The following is a 15,450-nucleotide window of genomic DNA, read 5'->3' as shown; positions in this document are numbered from 1 at the left end:
CCGGCCGCCCCCGCCGACGTCGGAGAATCACGCCGATGTCGGAGGATTTCGGGCAGATCCTCCGACATCGGGCCGATTCTCCGACCTCCCGGGGTGAGGGTGCGGATGCGCGGGGCGAGCGAAGGGAGGGGGCGTCAGCGGCGGCGGGCGGTGCGGCCGACGCCGGCGCGGCGGAGGGCCTCGCCGATCGCGACGGCAACGGCCGTCCAGGCGACCGGGCCGACGATGAACATCGCGATGTAGACCACCTGGGCCCACGGGGCGAAACGGCCGAGGTCGGCGACCAGCGCGATCGGCACGGCGAGCACGACGCCGACGATGACGGCCGAGACGAAGTAGCGCCACCTCTCCCAGTGGCGGTACCGCCCGATCGCGGCGATGAGCTCCTGCAGCCCCCCGATGAGGATTGCGGTGCCGATGTAGCGCCCGATCCATGGCGGCACGAACGCGCTCGCGACGAGGGCGGCGAGCACGTGGGAGATCAGCGCGACCCAGGGCATCCGCAGCAGCACCTGGGCGATCACGCCGGGCAGCACGTGCACGCCGAGGACGAGTCCGTAGAGCACCGGCACGGCGGCCGACACGAGTCCGCTGACCGCTCCGGCGCCGGCCGAGACGGCACCGGTCGCGACGCCGATCGCGGCGCAGGTGAGCAGAACGCTCGTCGAGATGCCGGATCGGGGGGACACATGCCCAGCGTAGACCTCTCCTCTCATCGGTTTCTCACGCGACGACCGTTCCCTGGGAGGGAACTGTGAGTTACGTTTGTGCGCACTGCGCGCCGACGATGCCGCGCAGTCCTTCCCATCCCTTCCCCGTTGGGAGCTCACTGCATGAGCCGAAACACCCTGAGAGCGGCCGCGGTCATCACCGTCGCCGCCCTTCTCACCGGAACCACCGTCACGACCGCCTTCGGCGCGACCGGATCGGAGGAGGTGAGTCCGCCCACCCCGATCGACTCGCCGACCGGCACCTACATCGTGCTGCTCGAAGAGGATCCCGTCGCCACCTATGACGGGGGCGAGCCGGGACTGCGCGCCACCACGCCCGCAGACGGCGAGAAGCTCGACACGCAGTCGGCCGAGGTGAAGGAGTACGCCGGCTACCTGCAGGAGCGGCAGCAGGATGTCGCGGCCGAGACCGGCGTCAGCCCCGAAGCGACCTACCAGATCACCCTCAACGGGTTCAGCGCCAAGATGTCGCCGCAGGAGGCCGCGAAGGTCGCCGGTGCCAAGGGCGTCGTCGGGGTGTATCCGGACGAGATCCGCCACCCCGTCGCGGTGCCGTCGACGGAGTTCCTCGGTCTCGAGGGGGCCGGTGGCGTGTGGGAGTCGCTCGGGGGAACGGATGCCGCCGGCGAAGGCGTCGTGGTCGGTGTCGTCGACACCGGCATCGCCCCGGAGCACCCGTCGTTCGCGGGTGAGCCGCTGAGCGCGACACCGGGCGACGAGCCCTACCTCGACGGCGACGACGTCGTGTTCGCCAAGGCCAACGGCGACGAGTTCCGCGCCACGCGGGTGACCGGTCAGGACTGGGGCGTCGAGGACTACTCCACGAAACTCATCGGTGCGCAGTACTTCTCCACCGGTGCCGCGAGCGCCGGATTCGACTTCGGCTCCGACTACCTGTCGCCGCGCGACGGCGACGGCCACGGGTCGCACACGGCGAGCACCGCCGCCGGCAACGCCGGCGTCGACGCCTCGATCGAGGGCATCGACTTCGGTGCCGTCTCGGGTGTCGCGCCGGCCGCGAAGGTCGCGGCGTACAAGGCGTGCTACGTCGGGCCCGACCCGCTGGTCACGACCGACGACATCTGTGCGCTGAGCGACCTGCTCGACGCGATCGACACCGCCGTGAACGACGGCGTCGACGTCATCAACTACTCCATCGGAGGTGGCGCGGCCACCACGACGTGGTCACCCGACGACCAGGTGTTCTTCAACGCCGCCGTCGCCGGGGTGTTCGTCTCGGCGAGCGCCGGAAACTCCGGTCCCGACGCGTCGACCGCCGACCACGCCGCCCCCTGGTACACGACGGTCGCCGCGTCGACCATCCCGACCTGGGAGGGCACGGTCTCGCTGCCCAACGGCTTCCTCGAAGCCGGCGCGTCGGTGACGGTGCCCTTCGGCGAGTCGCTCACCGCCCCCGTCGTCTACGCCGGAGACATCCCGGCGGAGGGGGTCTCCGCCGCCGACGCGGCGCTGTGCTACCTCGACTCTCTCGACCCCGAAGCGGCCGCCGGCGCCATCGTGGTGTGCGACCGCGGCGTCATCGCCCGCGTCGAGAAGTCGCAGGCGGTCGCCGAGGCGGGCGGTGTCGGATCGATCCTGGTGAACGTCACGCCGGCATCCCTCGACAACGACTTCCATTCCGTGCCCACGGTGCACCTGCCCGACACCGTGCGGGAGCCGCTGCTGGACTACGTGCGCAACACCCCCGACGCCGAGGCCACTCTCATCGGGGAGAACACCACGGGCGAGGAGACGCCGGTGCCGCAGATCGCAGGATTCTCGAGCCGCGGACCGATGCTCGCCGACGGCAGCGACGTCATCAAGCCCGACATCGCGGCCCCCGGTGTGGCGATCCTCGCCGCCACCCAGAACGGTGCGACCGAGGACCCGACCTTCGGCATCCTCTCGGGAACGTCGATGGCCGCCCCGCACGTGGCCGGCCTCGCCGCGCTCTACCTGACCGCCAACCCCGGTGCGACACCCGACGAGGTCAAGTCGGCGATGATGACCACGGCGTCGAACACCGTGAACGCCGACGGCTCGGCTAACCTCGATCCCTTCGCGCAGGGCGCCGGCCAGGTGGAACCGACCGACTTCCTCGACCCGGGCGTGCTCTACCTGAACGGCCCGGTCGACTGGGCGGGCTTCGTCGAGGGCACCGGCAACTGGGACTTCGGCGGCATCGATCCGATCGACCCGAGCGACCTGAATCTCGCGTCGCTCGCGATCGGGACGCTGTCCAAGGAGCAGACGGTCACCCGCACGCTCACGGCCACGCGTCCGGGCACCTACACGGTCGAGGCCTCGATCCCCGGGGTCGACGTGTCGGTCTCGCCCGCGAGCCTCACCTTCGGCGCCGCCGGCGAGCAGCAGTCGTTCGAGGTGACGATCAGCAACGCTGACGCTCCGGTGGAGCAGTGGGCGACGGGCTTCATGACGTGGACCGGCGATGACGGCACGACGGCGCGCTCGCCGCTGGCCGTGCGTCCGGTCACCGCCGATGCCCCCGCCGAGGTCTCCGGCACGGGCATCGCCGGATCCACCGAGGTCACCATCGACTCGGGCGTCTCCGGCGAGCTGCCGCTGAACCTGTCCGGCCTTGCTCCGGTCGAGCTGCTCACCGACCCGGCCAACCCGGTCGAGGGCCACACCGGAGACGAGAACTCCGGCGACGCCGACGGCAACGTGTTCTGGTTCGCGGATGTGGCCGAGGGCACATCCCTCGCCCAGTGGACGCTCGACTCGTCCGACGACGCAGGGAGCGACCTCGACCTCATCGTGTACCGCGTGGTCAGTCGGGAGGACACCCGCTACTACGAGCAGTTCGTCTCGGCGACCGCGTCGGCCGACGAGCAGGTCAGCCTCATCGCGCCCACCGCCGGAACGTACCTGATCGTGGCCAACATGTACTCGATCACCCAGCCCCTCACGTGGGACCTCACACAGGCGCTGGTCACTCCGGAGGGCGAGGGTTCGCTCACCGCGACACCGAACCCGCTGCCGGTGACCCGCGGCGAGCAGGCGACGTACGCACTGTCGTGGACGGGACTGCAGGCTGAGACGTCGTACCTCGGCGTGGTGCAGTACGGCGAGTCGCAGGTGCGCACGATCGTGTCGGTGGATGCCGGGGCGGCCGCCCCGGAGGCCGTCACGGCGCCCGAGATCACGGGTACCGCGAAGGTCGGACGCACCCTCGAGGTGACGCCGGGCGAGTGGGACCCCGCCGACGTCGAGCTGACGTACCAGTGGCTGCGAGACGGCACGGCGATCGAGGGGGCGACATCCACGACCTACACGGTGACGCGCGACGACGTCGGCACGGCGCTGTCGGCGCGGGTGACGGCCAGCGCCGAGGGTAACGCCAACGCGGGCACCGCGCTCAGCAACGAGGTGTTCGTGAAGGTGGGCTCCGACACCGAGGTGTCGATGAACCGCTACATCGGCACGTCGAAGCACGACTACACCGTGACGGTGGAGGTCACGGTCGATGACGGGTCGGTCGCCGACGGCACGGTGGAGGTGTGGGTCGGTTCCACGAAGCTGACCGGCACGCTCGCCGACGGTGCCGTCAGCTTCGACCTGCCGAAGCAGAAGAAGGGCATCAAGGTCGTGATCGCCACCTACACCGGCAGCGACACCGTCGCCCGCTCGGTCGGGGTGAGCGGCTTCCTCGTGCTCCGCTGACGCTGTCGACGAAGCGTCCGGGCCGTGCGTGGTCCGGGCGCTTCGTCGTCTCCGGAGGTCAGAGGCGCCGGCGGCGGCGGGTGAGCCGCACCTTCGGCAGCGGCGGGGCGGGGATGCGCTCGTCGCCGTGGCCGACGACCTCGCCGAAGCGCTCGCCGTGGGCCTCCCACGCATCGCGGGCCTCGACGATCTCGTCATGACTGCGGCCGACGAAGTTCCACCACATGACGATCTCGTCCTCGAACGGGGCACCCCCGATGAGGAACAGCCGCGCCCCCGCCGCAGAGGCGACGCGCACGTGATCGCGCCGGGTGCCGAGGTAGAGCATCCGCTTGTCGTCGAGCGCGACCGTGTCGGCACCGTCGATGCGCGCGGGGGAGACGTGCACGCTCGCGTCGCCGTCGACCGCGATGAGCGCGTGCTCCCACGCCGCCTCGAGGGGGATGCGCACGGTCGCCCCGGCGGGGATATGCAGTTCGGCGCCGACGATCGGCGTGTAGACGGATGCGGGCGAGGCGACATCGCCGAGGCGTCCGAGCACGACCGTCGCCTCGCCGTCGTCTCCGGTCTCGGCCGCCAGCGGCAGCGTCGGCAGATCCTTGTGACGCTCGAACGCGGGAGCACCGTGGCGACGCGACTCGGGGAGGGCGACCCACAGCTGCAGGGCATCGAGGTCGACGGCGTCGTCGCCGTGCGAGTACTCCGAATGGGCGATGCCGGCGCCGCTGGTCATGAGGTTCAAGGCGCCGCGACGCACCATCACGTCGCTGCCGACGGTGTCGCGGTGGCGCACCTCTCCGACGAACGGCCACGTCACGGTCTGAAGCCCGATGTGCGGATGCGGCTCGACGCGCATCCGCGTGCGCTGCGGCCCGAAGCGGTCGAGGAAGCACCAGGCGCCGACCAGTGGCAGTTCCCGCTGCGGCAGCGCCCGGAAGACGGCCATCGCGCGGACCCCGCCCAGCGGCACCTCGCGCGAGGTCATCACGACGGCGCGCGGCCCGTCGCACTCCGCGGCGCTCTCGGCCACGACCTCGCCGGCATCGTCCAGACGCGTCATGGTCGTCTCAGGCGCCGGGCGCGCCGTGCGGCCAATCGACCGACAGCCCCTCGACGGTGTTCTCGCCGAGGTACTTGGTCACGAACGGGCACCGGGGCACGATCGTCTCGTCGCGGGCGGCGATGTCCGCGAGCGCGTCGGCGACGAGGATCGACGCGAGGCCGCGTCCCTTGAACGCGGGGTCGACCTCGGTGTGAACCATCTGCAGGCGACCGCGGTCGTCGGCCTCCCAGCGGGTGAATCCGGCGAGCACGTCGCCCACGTGGATCTCGTAGCGGGATGCGGCGTCGTTTCGGGTGATGCGCGGGGTCTCGGAGGTGTCGGTCACGGGGGTTCCTTCCGTCGCTGGGACAAACGTACGTCCGGTGCACGCGATTCCGCGAGGGTCGAGATCCACCCGTGACAGAGTGGGGGAATGTCGTCGCTGCTCGAGCTCGTTCCCGTCGGCGCCGATGAGGACACCGTCTACGACGGCTTCGTCTCGTGGGCGGAAGCCCGCGGCATCCGCCTCTACCCGGCGCAGGACGAGGCGGTCATCGAACTCGCCGCCGGGTCGAACGTGATCCTGTCGACCCCCACCGGCACGGGCAAGTCGCTCGTCGCGATCGCCGCGCACGCGGCCGCCCTCGCGCGCGGGGGCGTCACGTTCTACACCGCGCCCATCAAGGCGCTCGTGAGCGAGAAGTTCTTCGCCCTCGTGGAGGTCTTCGGCGCCGGGAACGTCGGCATGGTCACCGGCGACTCGTCGGTCAACCCCGACGCGCCGATCATCTGCTGCACGGCGGAGATCCTCGCGAACCTCGCGCTGCGCGAGGGCGCGGACGCCGACATCGACCAGGTCGTGATGGACGAGTTCCACTACTACGGCGATCCCGACCGCGGCTGGGCGTGGCAGATCCCGCTGCTGCTGCTCCCCCGCGCGCAGTTCCTTCTCATGTCGGCCACCCTCGGCGACGTCACCGACCTCGCCGCCGACCTGGAGCGGCGCACCGGGCGCCCGGTCGCGCGGGTGACCGGAGCCGTGCGGCCGGTGCCGCTGCACCACTCCTATGAGCGCGTCCCCGCCCACGAGCTCGTCACGAGGCTCCTCGACGAGCGCGAGGCCCCGATCTACATCGTGCACTTCTCGCAGGCGGCCGCGGTCGAGCGTGCGCAGGCGCTGTCGAGCGTGAAGGTCATCACGCGCGAGCAGCGGGATGCGATCGCCGACGCCATCGGAGGGTTCCGCTTCACGACGGGGTTCGGCAAGACCCTGTCGCGGCTCGTGCGCGCCGGCATCGGCGTGCACCACGCTGGCATGCTGCCGCGTTACCGACGCCTGGTCGAGACGCTCGCCCAGCGCGGACTGCTGCGCGTCATCTGCGGCACCGACACGCTCGGCGTCGGCATCAACGTGCCGATCCGCACCGTGGTCATCACGGCGCTGGCGAAGTTCGACGGCACCAAGATGCGTCAGCTCAGCGCGCGGGAGTTCCACCAGGTCGCCGGGCGCGCGGGGCGCGCGGGCTACGACCCCTACGGCAACGTCGTGGTGATGGCCCCCGACTGGGAGATCGAGAACGAGGCGGCGCTGCGCAAGGCCGGGGACGACCCCGCCAAGCGCAAGAAGATCGTGCGCAAGAAGGCGCCGACCGGGGTCGTCAACTGGGGCCTCGGGTCTTTCGAGAGGCTGGTCGAAGCCGAGCCGGAGCCGCTCACCTCGCACCTGCAGCTGACGGCGGCGATGCTCATCAATGTGATCGGGCGCGGCGGCGACGTGTTCGGGAACATCCGCTCGCTCGTCTTCGACAACCACGAGGCGCCGGCCCGTCGCTACGCTCTCGCGCGGCGCGCCCTCGCGATCTTCCGCACCCTCGTGGCGGCCGGCATCGTGCAGGTCGACCGCGAGGATGCCGCCGCACCGCGCATCCGGCTCACCGTCGATCTGCAGCCGAACTTCGCCCTCAACCAGCCCCTGTCGCCCTTCGCACTCGCCGCGATCGGCCTTCTCGACCCGGACGACGCACCGGGCGCGGCCGGCACGGGGCACTACGCCCTCGACGTCGTGAGCGTCATCGAGGCGACGCTCGACGATCCGCGGGCGATCCTGTCGCAGCAGGAGTACAAGGCGCGCGGCGAGGCGGTCGGCGCGATGAAGGCCGAGGGGATCGAGTACGAGGAGCGCATGGAGCTGCTCGAGGAGGTCACGTACCCGAAGCCGCTCGCCGAGCTGCTGGGCGAGGCGTTCGAGACGTTCGCGTCGAGCCAGCCCTGGGTGCGCGATTTCGAGCTCGCCCCCAAGTCGGTCGTGCGCGACATGTTCGAGCGCGCGCTGTCGTTCGGCGAGTTCGTCTCGCTCTATCAGCTGGGCCGCAGCGAGGGTCTCGTGCTGCGCTACCTCAGCGACGCCTACCGGGCCATCACCCAGACGGTGCCGATGGATGCCCGCACCGACGCGCTGCTCGACGTCATCGAGTGGCTCGGCGAACTCGTGCGACAGGTCGATTCGAGCCTCGTCGACGAGTGGGAGGCGCTGGTGAACCCCGCCGCCGATCCGGAGGCGCCCGTCGTGCCGCCCGCGCCCCCGTCGGTGCTGGACAATCGTCGCGCGTTCGTGGTGCTGGTGCGCAACGAGCTCTTCCGCCGCGTGCAGCTGGCGGCGCTGCAGCGCGACGACGATCTGGTCGAGCTCGACCCCGAGGTCGGCTGGCCGGATGTGCTCGACCGCTACTTCGCCGAGCACGACGAGCTGCTCACCGGCGGCTCGGCGCGGTCGCCGCGCCTCGTGACGATCGACGAGCAGCCCGCCGAGGGGGTGTGGCGCATCGAGCAGACCCTCGACGACCCCGCCGGCCACCACGACTGGCGCATCCGCGCCCACGTCGACCTCGCCGCCTCCGAGGAGGCGGGTTCGGCCGTGGTGATCGTCGACGAGGTCCTCCGCCTCTAGCCCCGTCCCGCCCCGCTCCGCCCCGCCCGGGCCTTGCCCCGCTCCGCCCCGTCCCGCCGTCCCACCCCGCCCGGGCCTTGCCCCGTTTCGGTTCGCCTGTCACCGGATGCCGGAAACAGCGCCGGTGGCGACATCCTGTGACAGGTGACCGCGATGTGTGCCCGCTCGCGGGCCGGGGGAGCGCAGTGTCAGAGTGGACGAGTGACGACGTACCTGGCGTTCCTCCGCGCGGTGAACCTCGGGGCGACGCGGAAGTTCCCGAAGGATGCGCTGCGCGCCGCCGTCGAGTCGTGCGGCTTCGAAGAGGTCGCCACGCACGGCAACACCGGCAACGTGCGCTTCGGGTCGGGGATGCGTTCGCGGCCGCGCATCGAGGAGCAGCTCGAGCGCGCCTTCCTGGCCGACCGGGGATTCGAGGTGCCGGCCATCGTCTTCTCCGTCGCCGAGTTCGCCGCGATCGCGGCCGAGACGGCGAGGCTGTCGGCCGAGAACCCCGGGTTGGCGCGTCACTACGTCTACCTGCTCAAAGACGAGCTCGACACCGCTCAGCTCGAGGCCGTGGCCGCCGCGGCGTCCGACCGGGGCCGGATGGTGGTTCACGGTCGGGTCGCGCACGCCCTCCTCGAACCCGGGTACGAAGACGGCGTGGTGGATCCGCTCGGTGCGGCGAAGCACCTCGGCGTCGGCACCAACCGCAACGCGACGGTCATCGCGAAGCTCGCCTCCCTCTGGCCCGGCTGATCCGCGCGCCCTCCGGAACGCTCGACGTTCACAACTCCTCAGATCCGGCGCCGCGGTGCCGCGAATCGAAGGATTCGGCCGGTTGCCGACGCCTGGTTGAGGAGTTGCGAACGAGCGGGAGGGTGCACCCCCCCCGCGGCTGTCCACAGCCTCGGCGGACGTCGGATGCCGCGGCTACCCTGGTCGGGTGAGTGATCCGCAGGCCGACCCGTACGCCGCATGGGATCCCGACGCCTTCGCCCCGCCGCCCGACGACGAGTTCGCCCCGCCGCCGCCGGAGGAGGAGTGGATGCCGCCGCCCGAGCCCGAGGCGGCGGTCGCGGCATCCGCGCACCGGGACTTCGTCGGCGCCGACCCCGCCGCGGTGCTGCACGAGGTCTACGGCTACGACGCGTTCCGCGGTGAACAGGCCGACATCGTCTCGCACGTGATCGCCGGCGGCGACGCGGTCGTGCTGATGCCCACCGGCGGCGGCAAGAGCGTCTGCTACCAGGTGCCCGCGCTCGTGCGGCCGGGAACGGGCCTGGTCGTCTCGCCCCTCATCGCCCTCATGCACGACCAGGTGGATGCCCTCGTGGCCAACGGGGTGGCTGCGGCCTACCTGAACTCCACGCAGACCCCGGCCGAGCGGTCGGCCGTCGAGCAGGCGTATCTGCGCGGCGCCCTGGACCTCCTCTACATCGCCCCGGAGCGCCTGTCGCTGCCGCAGACGACGGCCTTCCTGCAGCGCGGCCGCCTCAGCGTGATCGCGGTCGACGAGGCGCACTGCGTCAGTCAGTGGGGCCATGACTTCCGCCCGGACTATCTGGCCCTCGGCGACCTCGACGAGCGCTTCCCGGGCGTTCCGCGCATCGCGCTGACGGCGACGGCCACCCCCGCGACCCATCGCGAGCTCACCGAGCGCCTGCGGCTTCCGCAGGCCCGTCACTTCGTCTTCAGCTTCGACCGGCCGAACATCCAGTACCGCATCGAGCCGAAGGTCGACCCGCGCCGCCAGCTCGTGACCTTCATCCGCTCCCAGCCGGAGGGGGCCGCCGGCATCGTCTACGCCCTCAGCCGCAAGTCGGTCGAGCAGACCGCGGCGTACCTCGCCGGCCAGGGGATCGACGCGCTGCCGTACCACGCGGGCCTCGACGCGTCGGTGCGGTCGGCCAATCAGTCGCGCTTCCTGCGCGAGGACGGCGTGGTCATGGTCGCGACGATCGCCTTCGGCATGGGCATCGACAAGCCCGATGTGAGGTTCGTCGCCCACATCGACCTCCCGAAGTCGGTCGAGGGCTACTACCAGGAGACCGGACGCGCCGGCCGCGACGGCGACCCCGCGATCGTGTGGATGGCGTACGGCCTCGGCGACGTCGTGCAGCAGCGGCGCATGATCGACCAGTCGCCCGGCGACCGCACCTATCGCATGCGACTCGGACAGCATCTCGACGCGATGCTCGCGCTGTGCGAGACGGTCGGATGCCGCAGGCAGAATCTGCTCGGCTACTTCGGCCAGGAGTCGCAGCCGTGCGGCAACTGCGACACGTGCCTCACGCCGCCGGAGACCTGGGACGGACTGGTGGCGTCGCAGAAGTTCCTCTCGACCGTGGTGCGGCTGCAGCGCGAGCGCGGCCAGGCGTTCGGGGCGGGGCATCTCATCGACATCCTGCGCGGCGCGTCGACCGACCGCATCCGCCAGCAGGGGCACGACCGGCTCGCCACGTACGGCATCGGAGACGACCTCAGCGATCAGGACTGGCGCAGCGTCGTGCGCCAGCTGCTCGCGCGCGGCATCCTCGTGGCGCAGGGCGAGTACGGCACCCTCGCGCTGGGTGACCCGGCCGCCGCGGTGCTGCGCGGCGAGGCTCCGGTGCCACTACGGCGGGATGTGCTCGGTCGCGGCGCATCGGGCGGCGGGTCGCGGCGGCGCACCTCCGCTGCGTCCGACGCGCTCGCCGACGGCGACCGCGGCCTCTTCGAAGCGTTGCGGGCGTGGCGCGCGGGCGTGGCGCGCGAGATCGGCAAGCCGGCCTACGTGGTGTTCAACGATGCGACGCTGCGGGCGCTCGCCGAGCACCGCCCGGGCAGCATGGCCGACCTCGACGGCATCACCGGCATCGGCGCGACCAAGCGCGACGCCTATGGCGAGGCCGTGCTCGAGGTCGTCGCCGCCGAGGGGTGACCGTGAATATCGAGTGATGTTCGGTTTATCCTGGTGCGAGACCCGCACGAAGGAGTGGTGACCGTGGCTGCCGAGACCGAACGCCCGTGGCTGAACGCCGACCTGTCCGTCGAGGAGCGCGTCGAGCTGCTCCTGTCGGCGATGACCGTGGCCAAGAAGGCAGGACTCTTCTTCCACACGATGATCGCCATCGGCGACCTCGACGAGGACAACCCCGCGTTCGGTCTGCCGGCACCGCGAGAGCTGGTGGCCGGACGGCACATGTCTCACTTCAACCTGCTCGGCGCCGCGCCGACGGGTCGGCAGATGGCCGAGTGGCACAACGCACTCCAGGAACTCGCCGCATCGACTCGACTCGGCATCCCGGTGACGCTGTCTACCGACCCGCGCCACTCCTTCAGCGACAACCCGGGTGCGGCGATCATGGCGGGGCCCTTCTCGCAGTGGCCCGAGACGATGGGGCTCGCCGCGATCGGCGACGAGGAGCTGGTCGAACGGTTCGCCGACATCGCGCGGCAGGAGTACACGGCCGTCGGCTTGCGGGTCGCTCTGCATCCGCAGGTCGATCTCGCGACCGAACCGCGCTGGGCTCGGCAGACCGCGACGTTCGGTGAGGACGCCGATCTCGCCGGCCGCATGGGCGCCGCCTACATCCGCGGCTTCCAGGGGGAGGCCTTCGGGGTCGGCTCCGTCTCGACGATGACCAAGCACTTCCCCGGCGGCGGACCGCAGAAGGACGGCGAGGATCCGCACTTCGCCTACGGCCGCGAGCAGATCTACCCCGGCGGCATGTTCGAACACCACCTGAAGCCGTTCGAGGACGCCTTCCAGGCGGGCACGCGCCAGGTCATGCCGTACTACGGCATGCCGGTCGGCACGGAGCACGAGGAGGTCGGCTTCGGTTTCAACCGGTCGGTCATCACCGGCCTGCTCCGTGAGCGGTACGGCTTCGACGGCCTGGTGTGCACCGACTGGGGTCTCATCACCGACGCCGAGATCCTCGGCACCCCGTTCCCGGCTCGCGCGTGGGGCGTCGAGCACCTCACGCCGTCGGAGCGGATGATGAGGGTGCTGGATGCCGGGGTCGACCAGTTCGGCGGCGAGACGTGCACGGCGCTGCTCGTCGAGCTCGTCGCCGCGGGCGAGGTCGCCGAGGAGCGGCTGGATGTCTCCGCGCGCCGCATCCTGCGTGAGAAGTTCGAGCTCGGCCTGTTCGAGCAGCCCTTCGTCGACGTCGCCGCCGCAGACGAGATCGTCGGCCGGGCCGACTTCCGCGCGGCCGGGGAAGCCGCCCAGCGCGCGGCGATCACGCTGCTCGCCGACAGCGGTGTGCTGCCGCTGCCCACCGGCCGCCGCCTGTACGTCGAGGGCGTCGACCCGGAGATCGCCGCGCGCTACGGCACCGTGGTCGCCACGCCCGCCGAGGCCGACGTGGCGGTGCTTCGCCTCCGCGCGCCGTTCGAGGAGCGCGGGTCGACCTTCGAGAACTTCTTCCACGCCGGCTCCCTCGCCTTCCCCGACGACGTCATCGCCCACGTCCGCGAGGTCGCGCAGGCGGTGCCGACGGTGGTGGATGTGCTCCTCGACCGCCCCGCGATCCTCACGCCGATCGTCGAGGATGTCGCCGCCCTCACCGCCAACTGGGGTGCGAGCGGCGCGGCGCTGTTCGACGTGCTGACGGGAGTCGCCGAACCCCAGGGGCGACTGCCGTTCGATCTGCCGCGCTCGATGGCGGCCGTCGAACGCTCCCGCCCCGACGTGCCCTTCGACACCGTCGATCCCCTGTTCCGGTTCGGCCACGGACTCTCGATCGCGCTGGTCGTCGCGGCTGAGAGCTGACCGCCCGGGTCGCAGGATCGCGGAGGTGTGGGGCGCGCACAATCGTCACGGGTGACCTCGGGCGGTGTCGTTGTGTGGATGCTGCAAGGGGTTTGCCGCATGATTGTGGGACACCTACTGTCAATGGTGTCCGCATCCGATGCGGGCGCCACCCCTCCGACGCCGAAAGGTGATGTCATGGCAGACGTTGCTGTCCGTTCGTCCACGCCCGCAGAAGACAAGCGCACACCCGAGGGCGGTGCGCCGACCGCGCCGCACACCGCGGACGAAGCCCACGAGGCACGGATCGACGTGCCGGCCGTCACGAACGCGCTGCTGGGCACGTGGCGCGAGACCCGCCGGGAGGTGCGCGAGCTGATCAAGGACCCGGTGTTCTGGCAGGAGCCGGGTCAGTCCATGGCGGAGCACCGCGCACGCGTGCTGGAGCAGCTGCACCTCCTCGTCGACAACGACGGCTCGCGCCGTGCCTTCCCCACCGAGTACGGCGGCCTCGAAGACAACGGTGCGAACCTCGCCGGGTTCGAAGAGCTCGTGCTCGCCGACCCGAGCCTGCAGATCAAGTCCGGCGTGCAGTGGGGCCTGTTCGGCTCCGCGGTCTACCAGCTGGGCACCAAGAAGCACCACGATCTGTGGCTTCGCGACATCATCAGCCTCGATCTGCCCGGCGCGTTCGCGATGACCGAGACCGGCCACGGCTCCGACGTCGCCGCCATCGGCACCACCGCGACCTACGATCCCGAGACCGAGGAGTTCGTCATCCACACGCCGTTCCGCGGGGCGTGGAAGGACTACCTCGGCAACGCCGCGCTGCACGGCAAGGCCGCCACCGTCTTCGCCCAGCTGATCACCGGCGGCGTGAACTACGGCGTGCACTGCTTCTTCGTTCCGCTGCGCGACGACGAGGGCGCATTCCTCCCCGGCATCGGCGGAGAGGACGACGGCGTCAAGGGCGGGCTCAACGGCATCGACAACGGCCGGCTGCACTTCGACAACGTGCGCGTGCCGCGCGAGAACCTGCTCAACCGCTACGGCGATGTCGCTCCCGACGGCAGCTACACGTCCGACATCGACAGCCCCGGTCGTCGCTTCTTCACGATGCTCGGCGCCCTGGTCCAGGGCCGCGTGTCCCTCGACGGTGCCGCCACGACCGCGACCGCCCTGGCGCTGAGCATCGCGATCACCTACGCCAACCAGCGGCGTCAATTCGACTCCGGCGCCGGAACCGACGAGGTCGTGCTGCTCGATTACGCCAAGCACCAGCGCCGGCTGCTGCCGCGCCTGGCGCAGGTCTACGCCCAGTTCTTCTCGCACGACGAGCTGCTGAGGAAATTCGACGGCGTCTTCTCGGGTCGCACCGACACCCCCGACGAGCGCGAAGACCTCGAGACCCTCGCCGCCGCCCTGAAGCCCCTGTCGACGTGGAACGCGCTGGACACCATCCAGGAGAGCCGGGAGGCGTGCGGCGGCCAGGGGTTCCTCGCCGAGAACCGCATGGTCGACCTGCACCGCGACCTCGACGTCTACGTCACCTTCGAAGGTGACAACAACGTGCTCCTGCAGCTGGTCGGCAAGCGCCTGCTCGGCGATTTCGCCAAGCAGTTCAAGGGTGCCGATGCCGCCACGCTCGCCCGCTTCGCCGTGGGCCAGACCGCGGGCAAGGTGTTCCACGGCGCCGGACTCCGCCAGCTCGGACAGGCGGTCACCGACTTCGGCTCCACCGCCCGCTCGGTGGAGCTCGGGCTGCGGGGCGACCACCAGCAGGAGCTGCTCACCGACCGCGTGCAGCAGATGATCGCCGACATCGCCGGCCGGCTGCGCCCGGCATCGAAGCTGCCGGCCGACGAGGCTGCGGCGCTGTTCAACGAGAACCAGTCGCAGCTGATCGAGGCTGCCCGCGCGCACGGCGAGCTGCTGCAGTGGGAGGCGTTCACCGACGCGGTGAACAAGACCGCCGATGCGGGCACGAAGCAGGTGCTCACGTGGCTGCGCGACCTCTTCGGACTGTCGCTGATCGAGCGCCACCTCGCGTGGTATCTCATCAACGGCCGCCTGTCCGCGCAGCGCGCGAGCGCCGTCTCGCGCTACATCGACCGGTTGAGCGCGCGCCTGCGTCCGCATGCGCAGGATCTCGTCGACGCGTTCGGGTTCGCCCCCGAGCACGTGCGGGCCCCTATCGCCTCGGGCGCCGAGCAGGAGCGACAGGATGCCGCCGCCGCTCACTTCGCCGCCGAGCGCGCATCCGGTACCGCCCCCGTCTCCGAGAAGTCGCTGCAGAAGAAGAACAAGAAGTAGCCCGGCGCTG

Annotated in this window: 9 protein-coding genes; 6 read left to right on the top strand and 3 right to left on the bottom strand. The window is 70.9% G+C overall.

Translation table 11 applies throughout. From position 1 onward, the window contains the following. Window positions 1–134: 134 nt before the first annotated feature. Complete coding sequence (locus ACGG9C_RS09415) at window positions 135–689, bottom strand: ECF transporter S component (protein ID WP_071045840.1); 555 nt, start codon at window positions 687–689, stop codon at window positions 135–137. A gap of 144 nt (window positions 690–833) precedes the next feature. On the opposite strand from ACGG9C_RS09415, the gene ACGG9C_RS09410 reads away from it, so the two are divergent. Beyond that, entirely contained in the window at window positions 834–4,415 is a 3,582-nt protein-coding gene (locus tag ACGG9C_RS09410; protein WP_194384343.1) for a S8 family serine peptidase, read from the top strand. Between the two features lie 58 nt (window positions 4,416–4,473). On the opposite strand, the gene ACGG9C_RS09405 is transcribed toward ACGG9C_RS09410, so the two are convergent. Both ACGG9C_RS09405 and ACGG9C_RS09400 read right to left on the bottom strand, forming a co-directional pair. Further along, window positions 4,474–5,475 (bottom strand): pirin family protein, encoded by a 1,002-nt coding sequence (locus ACGG9C_RS09405; protein ID WP_194384344.1) that lies wholly within the window; start codon window positions 5,473–5,475, stop codon window positions 4,474–4,476. A 7-nt stretch (window positions 5,476–5,482) separates the two neighbouring features. Beyond that, complete coding sequence (locus ACGG9C_RS09400) at window positions 5,483–5,803, bottom strand: GNAT family N-acetyltransferase (protein WP_071045834.1); 321 nt, start codon at window positions 5,801–5,803, stop codon at window positions 5,483–5,485. A gap of 87 nt (window positions 5,804–5,890) precedes the next feature. Here ACGG9C_RS09400 and ACGG9C_RS09395 point away from each other — a divergent pair, with 87 nt between their 5' ends. The 5 genes from ACGG9C_RS09395 to ACGG9C_RS09375 all read left to right on the top strand — a co-directional run bounded on the left by ACGG9C_RS09395 (window position 5,891) and on the right by ACGG9C_RS09375 (window position 15,440). Continuing rightward, on the top strand, window positions 5,891–8,404 hold the full coding sequence (locus tag ACGG9C_RS09395; protein WP_194384345.1) for an RNA helicase: 2,514 nt from the start codon (window positions 5,891–5,893) through the stop codon (window positions 8,402–8,404). 201 nt (window positions 8,405–8,605) lie between these two features. Then, window positions 8,606–9,145 (top strand): DUF1697 domain-containing protein, encoded by a 540-nt coding sequence (locus tag ACGG9C_RS09390; protein ID WP_194384346.1) that lies wholly within the window; start codon window positions 8,606–8,608, stop codon window positions 9,143–9,145. 187 nt (window positions 9,146–9,332) lie between these two features. Further along, complete coding sequence (gene recQ, locus ACGG9C_RS09385) at window positions 9,333–11,309, top strand: DNA helicase RecQ (RefSeq protein ID WP_194384347.1); 1,977 nt, start codon at window positions 9,333–9,335, stop codon at window positions 11,307–11,309. Window positions 11,310–11,372: 63 nt separating this feature from the next. Next, entirely contained in the window at window positions 11,373–13,148 is a 1,776-nt protein-coding gene (locus ACGG9C_RS09380; RefSeq protein WP_228480899.1) for a glycoside hydrolase family 3 protein, read from the top strand. A gap of 177 nt (window positions 13,149–13,325) precedes the next feature. After that, window positions 13,326–15,440 (top strand): acyl-CoA dehydrogenase, encoded by a 2,115-nt coding sequence (locus tag ACGG9C_RS09375; protein ID WP_194384348.1) that lies wholly within the window; start codon window positions 13,326–13,328, stop codon window positions 15,438–15,440. The last annotated feature ends 10 nt before the right edge of the window (window positions 15,441–15,450 follow it).

It is taken from the genome of Microbacterium sp. MTN4-26 (assembly GCF_042846595.1).
Classification (GTDB): Bacteria; Actinomycetota; Actinomycetes; order Actinomycetales; family Microbacteriaceae; genus Microbacterium; species Microbacterium luteum.
The sequence above is the reverse complement of the archived record's forward strand: the minus strand, read 5'-3'. Positions and strand labels throughout refer to the sequence as shown.

Coding starts and splice junctions, on each gene's coding strand:
- ACGG9C_RS09410 (WP_194384343.1), top strand. CDS start 834: ATGAGCCGAAACACCCTGAGAGCGGCCGCGGTCATCACCGTCGCCGCC.
- ACGG9C_RS09405 (WP_194384344.1), bottom strand. CDS start 5,475: ATGACGCGTCTGGACGATGCCGGCGAGGTCGTGGCCGAGAGCGCCGCG.
- ACGG9C_RS09395 (WP_194384345.1), top strand. CDS start 5,891: ATGTCGTCGCTGCTCGAGCTCGTTCCCGTCGGCGCCGATGAGGACACC.
- ACGG9C_RS09375 (WP_194384348.1), top strand. CDS start 13,326: ATGGCAGACGTTGCTGTCCGTTCGTCCACGCCCGCAGAAGACAAGCGC.